Annotated in this window: 12 protein-coding genes; 8 read left to right on the top strand and 4 right to left on the bottom strand. The window is 63.1% G+C overall.

What is annotated here, in order from left to right; translation table 11 throughout:
• Positions 1-12 precede the first annotated feature (12 nt).
• From AB1451_02130 to AB1451_02095, 8 genes are all read left to right on the top strand, one after another.
• Positions 13-639, top strand: coding sequence for a carbon monoxide dehydrogenase beta subunit family protein (locus AB1451_02130; GenBank protein ID MEW6681705.1), 627 nt, complete (start codon positions 13-15; stop codon positions 637-639).
• A gap of 147 nt (positions 640-786) precedes the next feature.
• Complete coding sequence (gene hyfB, locus AB1451_02125; GenBank protein ID MEW6681704.1) at positions 787-2,835, top strand: hydrogenase 4 subunit B; 2,049 nt, start codon at positions 787-789, stop codon at positions 2,833-2,835.
• A gap of 148 nt (positions 2,836-2,983) precedes the next feature.
• A complete protein-coding gene (locus tag AB1451_02120) occupies positions 2,984-3,946 on the top strand; it encodes an NADH-quinone oxidoreductase subunit H (protein ID MEW6681703.1) in 963 nt (320 codons plus the stop codon).
• Positions 3,943-4,626: a hydrogenase gene (locus AB1451_02115; protein ID MEW6681702.1), complete on the top strand. Its 684-nt coding sequence runs from the start codon at positions 3,943-3,945 to the stop codon at positions 4,624-4,626. The genes AB1451_02120 and AB1451_02115 overlap by 4 nt, the downstream gene beginning before the upstream one ends.
• On the top strand, positions 4,623-6,119 hold the full coding sequence (locus tag AB1451_02110) for a hydrogenase 4 subunit F (GenBank protein ID MEW6681701.1): 1,497 nt from the start codon (positions 4,623-4,625) through the stop codon (positions 6,117-6,119). The genes AB1451_02115 and AB1451_02110 overlap by 4 nt, the downstream gene beginning before the upstream one ends.
• Positions 6,116-7,645 carry a hydrogenase 4 subunit F gene (locus AB1451_02105; GenBank protein ID MEW6681700.1) on the top strand — a complete coding sequence of 510 codons (1,530 nt, stop codon included), beginning with the start codon at positions 6,116-6,118 and terminating at the stop codon, positions 7,643-7,645. Before AB1451_02110 ends, AB1451_02105 begins: the two co-directional genes overlap by 4 nt.
• 3 nt (positions 7,646-7,648) lie before the next feature.
• Complete coding sequence (locus AB1451_02100; GenBank protein MEW6681699.1) at positions 7,649-9,241, top strand: NADH-quinone oxidoreductase subunit C; 1,593 nt, start codon at positions 7,649-7,651, stop codon at positions 9,239-9,241.
• A gap of 173 nt (positions 9,242-9,414) precedes the next feature.
• On the top strand, positions 9,415-9,924 hold the full coding sequence (locus tag AB1451_02095) for an NADH-quinone oxidoreductase subunit B family protein (GenBank protein MEW6681698.1): 510 nt from the start codon (positions 9,415-9,417) through the stop codon (positions 9,922-9,924).
• 7 nt (positions 9,925-9,931) lie between these two features.
• On the opposite strand, the gene AB1451_02090 is transcribed toward AB1451_02095, so the two are convergent.
• From AB1451_02090 to AB1451_02075, 4 genes are all read right to left on the bottom strand, one after another.
• Positions 9,932-12,037 (bottom strand): iron-containing alcohol dehydrogenase, encoded by a 2,106-nt coding sequence (locus tag AB1451_02090; protein MEW6681697.1) that lies wholly within the window; start codon positions 12,035-12,037, stop codon positions 9,932-9,934.
• Between the two features lie 168 nt (positions 12,038-12,205).
• On the bottom strand, positions 12,206-12,649 hold the full coding sequence (locus AB1451_02085; GenBank protein MEW6681696.1) for a PIN domain-containing protein: 444 nt from the start codon (positions 12,647-12,649) through the stop codon (positions 12,206-12,208).
• Positions 12,646-12,936 carry an AbrB/MazE/SpoVT family DNA-binding domain-containing protein gene (locus tag AB1451_02080; protein MEW6681695.1) on the bottom strand — a complete coding sequence of 97 codons (291 nt, stop codon included), beginning with the start codon at positions 12,934-12,936 and terminating at the stop codon, positions 12,646-12,648. Before AB1451_02080 ends, AB1451_02085 begins: the two co-directional genes overlap by 4 nt.
• A gap of 167 nt (positions 12,937-13,103) precedes the next feature.
• Positions 13,104-13,803 (bottom strand): hypothetical protein (locus AB1451_02075; GenBank protein MEW6681694.1); only part of this gene is annotated, 700 nt, incomplete at its 5' end.

Below are 13,803 nucleotides of genomic sequence, written 5' to 3'. Positions count from 1 at the left end.
GAGGAAACCGATATGCAAGACGCCCGAAGAATGCCCACGTACCGCGTCCTTCCCGGCCCCGAAGCATTCCTTCCCCCGGCGGCTGCGATGCTGGGCGTCATGACGCCCGACGAGGGAGAGGTCCTCGTTGAAGGACGACCCGTTCCGGTCGCCGAAGGGATGGAGATTGCGGCCCGCCGACTGCTGGAGGCCAAAAATCCCACGATCTTTCCGGGTCCCCTGGTGCTCTGGCGGTGGTGCGACCGGGCGGCGGAAGAAGCGACGGCCGTGAAGGAGCTCGCCGAAGCCATCCCCGCACACGTGATTCCCATGGCCGACTACCGACCTAAATACCCCAAAATTCATCCGGACCGAGAGATCAACCCGAACCATCCGAATTTGACGATCTGGTACAACCGCATTGACGTCTGTGTGTTCGTCGGGGTGCACTGCCACCAAGCCAACATCGCGCTGAAGATCATCCGGGGTGGAACCAATTGTTACACCATTGCGCTCTGCACGTTCCACGGCGATGAAGAGGCCAATCTGACCATCCGCGACCTCACCGCCTCGACGATCCGGCAATTGGCCGACACCGTCAAGCGGCTCAAGGTCTCGCCTACAAAACGATCGAAGTCTCAACCGGGTTCACGATCCTGATCCCCCTCTTACGACGCCCCTAATTGCCGGCCATTGTATTCGCACCGAGCTTTGGCCTATGATGCGACTCGCGTCGCGAACTCGCCCGGGCAACGTCATCGCATCATCGAGGATTCGAGACAGTGAGCCGCACCGCGTGGAATCCGCGTGTTTGATCCGGCGGTAATCGTTCCTCCAGCCCTGTTCAGCCTCATGACCGCGCATGTCGCCGGCGCGCTGGTCCCCCTCATCGCGCCCTGGAGGGACGAGGCCAAGAACCGGCTGGCCCACGGCTCCGCGATCGTGGCGTGCGCGGCGGGCGTGCTCGTCGGGATCGGCGGCTTACTGGCTCCCGAACCCCTCGTCTTCTCGCTTCCATCGACCATTCCGCTGCTCACCATCCAGCTCCGTCTGGACCCCCTGTCCGCCTTCTTCGTGTTCGTCATCTCTCTCTCGGGTGTCGCGGCATCGATCTACGCGCTGGGGTACGTCCGCGAGTTCTACGAACGCCACTCGATCGGCGCCTTGGGCGCCCTGTACCACGGCTTTCTGCTCTCGATGATCCTGGTGGTGACTGCGGACGACGCCTTCTTCTTCCTCATCGTGTGGGAAGTCATGTCCCTCGTCTCGTACTTGCTGGTGGTCACCGAACACGAGAAGGCGGAAACCAGGTACGCGGGTTTCTTTTATCTGGTGATGACCCATGTGGGCACCGCATTCATCCTCATCGCCTATCTGGTCTTCTATCAACAGACCGGCAGTTTCACGTTTGACACATTTCGCCAGTCGGGCCACGCCCTCCCCGAAGGCTTCCGAACCATCGCCTTCGTGGCGGCGTTCATCGGGTTCGGCGCCAAAGCCGGCATCGTTCCCTTGCACGTGTGGTTGCCCTACGCTCACCCCGCAGCCCCATCGCACATTTCGGCCCTGATGTCCGGCGTCATGATCAAGACGGCGATCTACGGTCTGATCAGGGTGTATTTCGACTTTCTCGGCGGCGCGTTCCCCTGGTGGTGGGGCTTTGCCGTGTTGGCCATCGGAGCCGTGTCCGCACTATTGGGAGTCATGTACGCGTTGATGGAACACGACCTCAAGAGCCTGCTCGCCTATCACAGCGTGGAGAATATCGGCATCATTCTGCTGGGGATCGGCGCGGGCATGATCTTTCAATCGTACGGCCTGTCGCATCTCGCCGCGCTCGGCCTGCTCGCCGGGCTATACCACACCATGAACCACGCCATGTTCAAGGGACTCCTGTTCATGGGAGCCGGGTCGTTGCTCTACGCGACCCACACCAGAAACATGGAGGAATACGGCGGACTGATCCGCGCCATGCCGTGGACCGCATTCTTCTTTCTGGTGGGGTCGATCTCGATCTCGGCGCTCCCCCCCACCAACGGTTTTGTCAGCGAATGGCTGACCTTCCAGAGTCTCTTTCTCAGCTTCATGCTCCCCGACCTCTTGATGAAGATCTTGATTCCGATCGGCGCGGCCATGCTGGCGCTGACCGGGGCCTTGGCGGTGGCCTGTTTTGCCAAGGCATTCGGGGTCGCGTTCTTGGCCATGCCGCGCAGCCACCACGCCAAAAACGCCAAGGAGGCGCCCCTACCCATGCTCGTCGGGATGGGCACGCTCGCCACTGTATGCGTGGCGCTCGGACTGGCACCCATGCTGGTGGTGCCGGTCCTCGATCGCGTAATCGCGCCATTCACCGGCGCCCAGCTCGCGCAGAGCGTGGTCACGGAAGGGGGGTGGGCGCTCATGCCCATGGGGGTCGGGTTCGCCAGCATTTCCACCCCGGTGCTGACAATCCTGCTCGCGGTGATCATCCCCGCAACGCTCCTAGGGGTGTTCCTCTTCGCGGGAAAACTGAAACGACGCTTTTATAAGACGTGGGGATGCGGCATCAATCTCAAGCCGAGCATGGAATACACGGCCACCGGCTTCGCGCAGCCGATTCGTCAGGTCTTCAGCACGATCTACCGCCCAACTGTGAAGATCGAGAAAGACATGCTGGAGGAATCCAGGTATTTCGCCAGACGGATGCGGTTCGAGGTGCACATCGAGCCGACGTTTCAACGATATCTCTACGACCCCGTGGTGTGGGTGTTCAACATGGTGGCCAACCGGCTCCGCGTGGTGCAGGCGGGAAGTCTGCATTTGTATCTTGCGTACATTTTTCTGACGTTGCTGGCGTTGCTGCTATGGGTCGGGTAAGGGTTCTCACTGCGAAAGCGGAGCCTGTTCAGGAACGGGCCAGATGCAAGGCGCCGCTGAGCACCGGACCGCAGCGTACTGGGTGCGTACGTGAGGACCGGAGCGCAAGCGGCAACGCCGCAGATGGCCCTTCATGGACAGGCTCCTAATGACGATGCTCCAATCAGCGGGCATCGCCCTCCTTCAGACCGCTATCATTCTTGGCGTCTCGCCATTCGTCGTCGGGCTGATCCGCAAGGTCAAGGCGCGGCTGCAGTGCCGGCGCGGGGCGAACCTGTTGCAGCCGTACTCGGATCTGGCCAAGCTGTTCAAGAGGGGCGTAGTGGTCTCGACCACGACGTCATGGATCTTCACGGCAACGCCGTATGTCCTGTTTGCCTCCACGCTTGCGGCCAGTGTCTTGGTGCCCATTTTCCTCTCGCGCGTCCCGCTGAGTTTTGCGGGCGATGTCATCACCATCGTCTCGTTGCTGACCGTGGGCACGTTTTTTCTCATGCTCGCGGGGCTGGACGCGGGCTCGGCCTTCGGCGGCATGGGAAGCAGCCGCGAGGCCATCGTGTTCTCGTTGACCGAACCCGCCATGATGCTCTCCATTTTTGCGGTGGGCCTCACCGCGGGCTCCACCAACATGAGCACGATCGTGCACAACACGGCTTTGCTCCAGGGCATCGTCACCGATCCCCCGCCCCATCTCATGGCCTTGGCGGCCCTGTTCATCGTGGCCTTGGCTGAGACCGGCCGCGTGCCCGTGGACAACCCCGCCACGCACCTGGAGCTCACTATGATCCACGAGGCCATGGTGCTGGAATATTCGGGGCGATACCTGGCCCTGGTCGAGTGGGCCTCCGCCATGAAGCTGCTCCTGATACTGACTCTCTTGAGCAACATCTTCGCCCCGTGGGGGATCGCTATCGCGGCGCACCCAGCCGCTCTGGCCGTCGGGCTGGGCGTGTGGTTGATCAAGATTTCAGGGCTCGCCGTCCTCGTGGGCGTGATCGAGTCTATGTTCGCCAAGCTCAGGCTGTTTCGCGTGACGGACCTGCTGGGGGTCGCGTTCATCCTGTCACTGCTAGCTCTGGTGTTCTTCTACATCCTGCGGGGGACACCATGACCGGGATCACCCCGGCGATGGTGCCCGCGGACCTGGGTTCCCAGTTGGTGAACCTGTGCTCCATGATGTTGTTGGTCACCTCGTTCGCCATCGTGGCGCAACGTCGGCTCTCCGCGTGCGTGGATCTCTTCGCGGTCCAGTCCGTCTTTCTGGCGGTGACGGCGGCTCTCGTGGCGTTCTTAACCGGCATCCATCACATCTACGTCGCCGCAGGGCTCACGATTCTGATCAAAGCCGTGATCATCCCCTTGATCTTGAAGCGGGTCATTGAGCGACTGAACGTCCAGCGGGAAGTAGCCTTTGTGATCAATATTCCTCCCTCTCTCCTGATTTGCGGCGCCCTGGTCATCCTGGCCTTTTCGGTCACCGAACCCGTGGCCAGCATCGGATTTCTTCTCACCAAAGATTCCTTGGCCATTGCGCTTGCAATCGTGCTGATCGGGTTCTTCACCATGATCGCGCGGAAAAAAGCCGTCACGCAGGTCGTGGGGTTCTTGATGGTCGAGAACGGTCTGTTCCTGGGAGCAGCCGCGGCCGCGTACGGGATGCCGTTGATCGTGGAGCTCGGCGTGTTCTTCGACGTGCTGGTGGCCGGCCTCATCATCGGCATCTACACCCATCGGCTCCAAGACGCCTTTGACAGCGTGGATGTGAGCAAGCTCACCGGGTTGAAGGAATGAGTCCGGGCGCCTCCCTGGCTGTTCTCACGCTGGCTCCGCTCTTTGCAGGCCTGTTGAGCCTCACCACCCGCACCAAACGAGCGATGGAATGGCTTCAAGGCGCGCTCGTGGTCGTTCTCCTGGTCGCGATGGGGCTCATCGTCGGGCATGTCGCTTCCGGGGACGACGCCGTGGTTGGACACCTCCTGCGTGCCGATGCGCTCGCTGCCTTCATGATCCTCATGCTGGCGACCGTGGGCGGGACCGGGCTGATCTATGCCCTGGGGTACATGGGTGAGGAACTCGCGCGCGGCCACCTGGAGCAGACTCGGTACCGGTTCTTCTTTTTCTTATTGAACCTGTACCTCGGTGCGATGTTGTTGGCCACTACCCTCGACAACATCGCTCTCATGTGGATCGCGGTCGAGGGCTCCACGCTTGCCGCGGCGCTCCTCGTGGGCTTTGAGCGAACCAAAGCCGCCTTGGAGGCGGGATGGAAATACATCATTTTGAGCTTCATTGGCATCGCACTCGCATTGTTCGGCACAGTGCTGGTGTACTATGCGTCGGAACGCGTATTGGGCGTAAGCATGGAAGCCTTGAGCTGGAGTGCGCTCCGCTTGGTCGCGCCTGCATTGGATCCGACCACCCTCAAGCTGGCTTTCGTCTTTGTGTTGATCGGGTACGGGACCAAAGCCGGTGTGGCGCCCATGCACACCTGGCTGCCTGATGCGCACGCCGAAGCGCCCACGCCAATGAGCGCCATGCTATCCGGCCTCATGTTGAACATCGCCCTGTATGCGGTGCTGCGGCTGAAGAACATCGTGGATCAGGCAGCCGGCGCGGACTTCACAGCGCCAATCGTCATCGGGCTCGGCCTTTTATCGATCGCCGTCTCCGCGGTCTTCATGCTGATCCAGCGCGATTACAAGCGGCTCTTCGCGTACTCGAGCATCGAACACGTGGGAATCGCCCTGGTCGGATTCGGCGTCGGGGGACCGGCCGGCGTGTTCGGCGGCTTCTTCCACATGCTCAACCACGCTCTCGCGAAGTCCACCGCGTTTTACGCCGCGGGCTTGGTCTTGCTGCGGCACGGACACAAGGTGACAGAACGAGTTACTGGCCTCCTCAGACATGAGCCGGCCACCGGGGGTGGTATGCTGGTGGCCACCATCGCCCTCGCCGGCATGCCGCCGTTCGGCCTGTTCATCAGTGAGGTGTTGATCGTGACCGCCGCGTATCAACAGCGTCCCTGGCTCGCAGCCGTTCTCTTAGGACTCCTCGCGCTGGCCTTCGCCACGCTGCTGGCCCAGGTATTGCCCATGATCCTGGGGGAGCCGCACGACGACGGCCAACGCGTGAGCGTTCCGACTCGGCGTTTCACCACCTCGGCCTTGATCGTCAACATCATAGCGCTCGGCTCACTCGGGTTTTCCATGCCCGATTTTCTGCGCGAACTGTTCATTCCCATGATCGCGTTGTTTGGCGCAGACGTCGCGGTGGAGATCCCATGATCGCCGTGACACTGCTCCTGACCATCCCCCTCGGAGCGAGTCTCCTCAGCCTGGGACTTCGAACCCCGAAATCGTTGTACACGATCAATTTTGCCGCGATGACGTTCCTGGGAGGCGCTCAAGCCCTGTTGATGTCGCGCGTTCTGCGCGTGGGATCCTTCCTCGCCTACGATGACCTGGTGCACGTGGACGCGCTGGCCAGCATCGTGCTCCTCGTCATTACCACGATCGGATTCACCTCCTCGCTCTACGCCTGGAGGTACTTCGATCATCACCTGGCTGAGGGAACCATTACCCCTCACCTGATGAGGCGGTATTTCTCGCTCTTTCATCTCTTTATGTTTGCCATGATCTTGGCCACCCTGGCCAACAGCCTCGGCATTCTCTGGGTGGCGATCGAGGCCACCACCCTGGCGACCACGTTTCTGATCAACTTTTTCGGACGCAAGGCCTCGCTCGAAGCCGGATGGAAGTACCTGATCCTCTGCTCGGTGGGGATCGCCCTGGCCTTGTTCGGAACCGTCTTGATGTACTCGTCCTCGGTCCGGGCTTTGGGAGACGTCAGCGCGGCGCTCAACATCACCGAATTGTTGGCGGTCGCCGGCCGACTCGATCCATACGTCGTCAAGTTGGCGTTCGTGTTCATCCTGGTCGGCTACGGAACCAAGATCGGCCTGGTTCCCATGCACACCTGGGTTCCCGAAGCCTACGGAGAGGCGCCAGCGCCGGTCACAGCGATGTTGGCCGGCGTTCTGGAGACCGTCGCGTTTTACGCCGTCCTCAGGAGCAAGGTCGTGGTCGATGCCGTCGTCTCCCCGGAATACGCGGGCAATCTCCTGATCACCTTCGGTCTCCTCTCCTTCGTGGTGTCCGCGCTGTTTATCTTGGTGCAGCGCGACTATAAACGCTTGTTCGCGTATTCCAGCATCGAGCACATGGGTATCGCGGCGATCGGGTTCGGAGCCAGCGGAGTGGGGACGTTCGGGGCCCTGTTCCATCTCATCAACCACGCCTTTTCCAAGTCCCTCGCATTCTTTGCCGCAGGGAATATCCACATGCGATTCGGGACGCGGGATATCGACGGAGTCCGCGGGCTGCTCAAGGCTCAGCCCTGGACCGCGACCGCTCTCTTGGTCGCCGCCCTCGCGCTGGTCGGGATGCCGCCGCTGTCCATGTTCGTCAGCGAATTCTCGATCCTGGCGGCTCTCGCGACGCGCGGGTATGCCGCTGACACGATCCATCTCGGTCGTTTTCTGACCATCATGATCGCCGATGAAGCCCGCAACCTCGTACTCGTCTTCGCGTTCACGGTGATTGCCGTCGTGGTGTTCGGAGGATTGTTCTACCGGGTGGCGGGGATGGTCTGGGGGGATCCCCCCGAAGGCGTCTCACGAGGCGAGAAACTCGGGGTGAGCCACATTCCCTTAGGGCTCGGCATCGGCGCCCTCATGGTGTTGGGTGTGGCGATTCCCCGGCCTCTGAGGGACTTGATGGGAATGGCAGTCGACATCATCACGGTGAGGTGAAGGGTGACTGACGCGGACGCGGCGGTGGAAAAACTCGTCGATGTTTTTCAACACAAGATCGCGGGCCTAAGCCGGGTTCTCGACATTCCCGTGGTCAGCGTGGCCAAAGCTGACCTTGTGGCCATCGCGCTCTATGTCCACAGCGCGACCGGCCTGAGCGGCACCCTTTCGTTGCAGTGGGCCGTGGACCTCCGACCGATGGAGCCTTGCTTTCGGATCTACTATTTGTTTTCGCTTCCCGGGCGGGGCGCCTGGTTGATCGTCGCGATCGACCTTCCCGACAGCGACCGCGTCTACCCATCGATCACCCCACGCATTCACGCGGCCAAATGGTACGAGCGGGAAATTCGCGACCTGTTCGGGTTGATTCCGGAGGGCCATCCCGACCTGCGTCGGCTGGTCCGCCACGAGCACTGGCCCAAGGGCACCCACCCGCTCAAAAAGGACTTCGCTTGGGATCACGTCATGGGACGGCAGCAGGGCGAATACCGTTTCCGGCACATCGAAGGCGAGGGCGTATTCGAGGTCCCGGTGGGCCCTATCCACGCCGGCATCATCGAACCCGGACATTTCCGATTCTCGGTCGCGGGCGAACCCGTGATGCAACTCGAGCTGCGCCATTTCTGGAAACACCGGGGCGTGGAGAAACTCTTCGAGAACCGGCCGCTGGTGGACGGCGTCTCGCTCGCGGAAAAGGTCTCGGGGGACACGTCGTTCGGCCACAGTCTGGCATACTGCGAGGCCGCGGAGCGCCTGATGGGAATCACGGTCCCGCCTCGTGCGCGGTATCTGCGCACGCTGTTTCTGGAGTTGGAACGGATGCATAACCACATCGGGGACGTGGGCGCGATCTGCAACGACGCGGCCTACGCGTTGGCGTTGGCGCACGCGAGTCGGATGAAGGAGCGGATCATGCAGCTCGCAGACCGGCTGACCGGCAGCCGGTTCCTGCGCGGCGTCAACGTGGTGGGCGGCACCGCGATCGACGTCAGCCGGACGCAGATGGACGAGACCGCCCGTGAAGTGGACTCGATCGGTCGGGATTTTGGAGATTTGGCGTCGATCATATTCGACAACGCCTCACTGACCGACCGGCTCGAGAGCACCGGGGTACTATCCGAGCGGACTGCCTGGGACCACGGGGTCATGGGTGTGGTGGGCCGTGCGTCCAACATCGACCGCGACGTACGACGCGATCACCCGTTCGCCGCGTATGCTGATCTGGCTTTGCGGGTGCCGGTCTTCAACTACGGCGACGTGCGAGCGCGGGTGCGCATACGGATCGAAGAGGTCAAGGAGTCGATCAGCCTCATCCGGCAGGTCCGTGAGCGCATTCCGGACGGGGCCGTTCGGGTTCCAGCCTTGAGCGCACCCGAAGCTGGCCTCTGGGCGCTCGGCGCTGTGGAAGGCTGGCGGGGGGAAATCCTGTACTACCTGATGGCCGGCAAAGGCGGGACCATCCACCGCTGCAAGGTCCGCGACCCCTCGTTCGTGAACTGGCCCGCGATCCAATTCGCAGTGCTCGGCAACATCATCCCGGACTTCCCGCTGATCAACAAGAGCTTTAACTTGTCGTACGCGGGGACGGATCTGTGAAGGAATGAAAAAAACATTCGACGTGTGACGGTGCTCAGCACTCCCCTTCCCCCCTTGCGGGGGAAGGATGGGATGGGGGGCGTCGGTGCGCAGGGCGCCCCCCCACCCTGCCCTCCCCCGCAAGGGGGGAGGGATTCATGGGGTGGTTCCCGAACACCCTACAAGGAGAACCCATGTTTCGAATCATCAGAAAGAGCCTCAAGACCGGCGTGGTCACGGGACACTATCCTGATTCGGCGGCTCCGACGCCTCAGGTGACTCCCGAGACCGCGGAGAAGGCGGCGTTGTTCCGGCGCTCGCTCACGATCCGCGAGGTCGATACCGGGTCGTGCAACGCGTGCGAAATGGAAATGAACGCGCTCGCCAATCCGATCTACGACATCGAGCGGTTCGGCGTTCACATCGCGGCCTCGCCCCGCCACGCGGATGCATTGGTGGTGACTGGCCCGGTCACGTGCAACATGGAGCGCGCCCTGAAGGACGCGTACAAGTCCACGCCCGATCCCAAGATCGTCATCGCGCTGGGCGACTGCGCGATCGACTGCGGCGCGTTCAAAGGCAGCTACGCGGTCACCGGACCGGTCGACCGGCACGTCCCAGTGGACGTGAAGATCCCCGGTTGCCCCCCGCGGCCATCGGAGATTTTGGCCGCGCTCCAGGCGTTGATGGCGACACGGCGCTGATCTAAGTCTAGTGAACTGGGGCGCGCGTCCTGCGGCCGGGAGCGGCTTCCTCTCCGGCGTATTCCACGAACGCATCCTCGTAGATCGCCTCGATGTCTTCGAGGTTGAGCGCCCGCGGGTTGGTGCGCAGGAAAGTGTCCTCCAGCGCCCGTTCGCTCAAGGACGAGAGCGCGTTCTTGTCGACGCCCGCCTCCGCCAGATTCGTGGGGAGGCCCACGTCGACCAGGAGCAGTTTGACCGCCTCGATGGCGCGTTGCGCCGCCGCGCGTGGACTCGGGCCCGCAACCGGCTCGCCCAGCGCCTCGGCCACGTTGGCCATGCGCCACATGTTAGCGTTCATATTGGCCTTCATCACGTGCGGGAGCAAAATCGCATCGCCGATGCGTTGCGGGATATCGAACATCCCGGACAACGAATGCCCGAGCGCGTGTACCGCGCCGCTTTGCGCATTGGTGAACGCCAGCCCGGCCTCGAACGCCGCGAGCGACATGTACTGGCGCGCCTGCACATCTTGCCCGTTGGCGACGGCCGCGCGCAGGTTCTCCGAGATCAGGCGCACCGCGTTCAGCGCGAGCGTATCGGTCAGCGGGCTTGCCCACGTGGAGCAGTACGCCTCGACCGCGTTGGCCAGTGCCTCCATCCCGCTGCTCGCCGTCAGATCCGGGGGCATGGAGCGGGTCATCATGGGATCGATGAAGATACGCTCGGGAATCAGTTTCCGGCTGAAGATCTCGAACTTCTTTTTCCGTTTCACGTCCAGCACGATACAGAACTGGCTCGTTTCGCTGCCGCACCCCGCCGTGGTCGGGACAACGTACAGCGTCGTGATCGCGCGGCCCACGCGGTCGACACCCTCGTAGTCCTGGATCGACCCGGCATTGCTGAGGAGGATGCCCACCGCTTTCGCGGTATCGATCACGCTCCCGCCGCCGACCGCGACCAGCAACTCGGCCCCGGCTTGTTTGCAGCGGCCCGCGATATGTACGACCGCGGTATGGGGAACTTCGGGCGAGATGTCGTCGATGACCTCGCACGCGACACCGGCATCGATGAGCGACGCCTTGACCGGGTCCACAAGGCCCTTCTGGACCACGCCCGGATCGGTCACGATCATCGCCTGTTTGACGTGGTCGCGGGCCGCGTACCGGCCAACGTCCCGCGCGCAGTGGCTGCCGAACATCACTTCACGAGGCCAACTGAACAACGTGGTGACCTGCGCCATGGCGCCCTCTCCTTTCCAGTGCCGTGACAACGGCGCTCTGGAGATACCTCCCAAGGTCCGCACGTCTGCGCGCCGCCGAAGTTCCGCCGGCGTGGTCGCGCCGACCCACGCCATTGCGATGAGGATTCCGATCAACGACGCGGCGCCGTATTCCCAGAAGCCGCCCGCACCCCATTCGTAGGCATAGGGACGGAGGGTGGATTTGACGGCCTCGACGAGGCGCTGGTAGTCCTCGCCCGCGCGCCAGAAGGCCAGCCCTTCCTGAATCTCGCCCATGCGGCGCTCGGCCCACGCGTCGTGCGACGCGTCGAACATGCGCGCCGCGCGATGGCCGTCTTCGACGGCCGCGGCCAGGCGTGCGAGCTTATCGCGGGGATATTGCGCCTGGCGGGCGCTGAGTACGGCCACGCGCGCGTCGGTGTCCCGCGCCACACGGTGCTCGATCGCAGCCAGCACCTTGATCCGGGACTCAAGCCGCTCCAAGAAGCGCGGATGGTCTGGCGGGACCGACGCGGCGGTCTGGACGATCAGACTCCCCAGGTGCTCCTGAAACCACCCGCCGCTCCGCAGACGGCGCTCCGTGTCGCGGGCGTCGGCGAGGGCGGCATCGAGCGCCGCGCGCTCGACGAAGAGTGAACGAGCGGATCCGGCGATCGATTGGCCCAGCGTCTCCTGCAGGCGCGCGTCGCGGCCGGCATCGAACAGGCTCGCGGTCCGGATGATGTCGCTCCCGCGTTGAAGCAGGACCGTCTGCCGCTGGACGTCGTAGCGTCCGAGCGCCTGAATCCGGGCGCCGATCAGCTCCTGCAGGCGACCGTCTTCCCGCTCAGCGGGCCGCGCCCCAGAGCTCGGGACGACGAGAACCCCGGCGAAGGCGATCCCCACCAGCACGGGGAGGAGATTCGCCCACCGGGAGTATGCCGGCAGACGCGGGGACGTTTCTTGAAGGGGACCAAGAAAAGAAATGGGAGGCCGCGCATTCGTTTGTTGAGGTCGCGCCCCGGCATCGGGGAGGGGTCAGGGAGGGTGACGGCGGGTCGCGGGCAGTGTATCGCCCCTTCACTCCCCTGCCGACCACGCCCGCAAGAAGTCTCCCGGCGTCTGAATCGAGAACCCCAAATCCGCATTCCGAAGGGCTGGTGTCATGAAGTGCTTTCGGTCCAGGGTCAGCAGGATGGTCACACGGCTCGCAATGGCGGAAGCCAGCACGTGGGCATCTTTCGGGTCGATGAGCCCTTCGACGGACTGGAGCGCTGCCTGGCTAGGTGGACTCACTACTCGGAGGTGAGCGTTGCCGATGTCGTGATAAAACTGCCCTAGAGCCTCCACACCCATCTTGCCGCGAATATTTCGTTCGGCTTCGAGCAAGATGCGCTGGGTGGCCAGGGTGCGGACCAGTCGGCGTTGGGAGAGCTCAAGGACCAGTGCGGAGCCGCCGGTCCGCGAGCCCGCAGCCGCCACGAAAACGCATGCGTCGAGGAATACCCGCGTGACAGCGGTCACGCCGCAGATCGTTTACCAAGCAGGCGGCGAACCCGGGCTGCCGTCCTCGAATCGATGCGATCCTCGGCCAGGAACCGGGCGATCTGTGCCTTGGTGTAATCTCGCATCTCCGCGACGCCCTCCACCGGACGCACTGGGACAATCTCGATCTTTCCGGCCTTGACGCTGACTCGGAGGAGCGTCTCCTCGTTGATGCCCAGCTGCCGTCGAACCGCCACGGGCAGCGTGATCTGGCCCTTGGCCAACGGCTTGATTAAGCGAGTCTTGATTGTTCGTCTACCAGCCATCGATCATCTCGACTTTGATTTGAAAGGTGGATTTTCTGGAAGTTAGAATACTGGAAAACTGGATCCAGAGTCAATGTCGGCCTGGCCATGCGCAGCAGCTTGAGCGAATCCGCGGCGCAAGGCATCGAACACCACGTCAGCCGTCGGGCCTGAGGAGCGGCCCCACTCTACCGCACGACGGCGACCTCTTTCCCGCTCCGAGTCACGTAGCTCCACGTCGCCCTACCCCCATACGTCGCGGCCAGCCGTACGAACTCGACCGGCTCGCCGGCGTAATACTCCGGCGCCTGAATGCCCATGGCCGAGGCTTGACTCACGGTGAACGTGGCCGCGGCCGCGATCACGCTGTGCCCGCCAACGATGGTGACCGGCGCGGTGGCTGAAGACGACGAGGTCGTGCCCGCGAGCGGCGAGCTGTTCACGCTCGTCACCGCGCCGGCGGACGGTGTCACCGTGACCTTGATGACCGTCCCCACCGGAATGCCGGATGCGGAGAGCACAACGTCCACGGGATTGCTGATGTTGAAGGGAAGCGTGACATCCGCGCTGCCGGTCGGCACAGCCGGCGCCGCGACCCCGCCGACAGAGGTGATGGCCAAGGTTGGCAACCCAGGCACGCTGATCTGGCCCGGAGCAAACGAGCCCACGATCGCAGGCGAGGCCGAGCCGGTCAGGCTGATCGTGGCCGCCTCAATACGGATGCGGCCGTCACCGCCTTTGCCCGATGACCCCGTGGCACACCCCGTGGTGAAGTAGAGCACGCTCTGGCTCGCGCCACCAGTGGCAGACAGGCTCCCGCTGCCGGTGATGGTATTGGCAATCAACCGTATCGCCCCCCCGCTTCCCCCGCCGCCCCCGCCAGCACTC

This window comes from Nitrospirota bacterium (assembly GCA_040757335.1).
Lineage (GTDB): Bacteria > Nitrospirota > Nitrospiria > 2-01-FULL-66-17 > 2-01-FULL-66-17 > JBFLXB01.
This window is presented reverse-complemented; position numbering and strand designations above follow the sequence as displayed.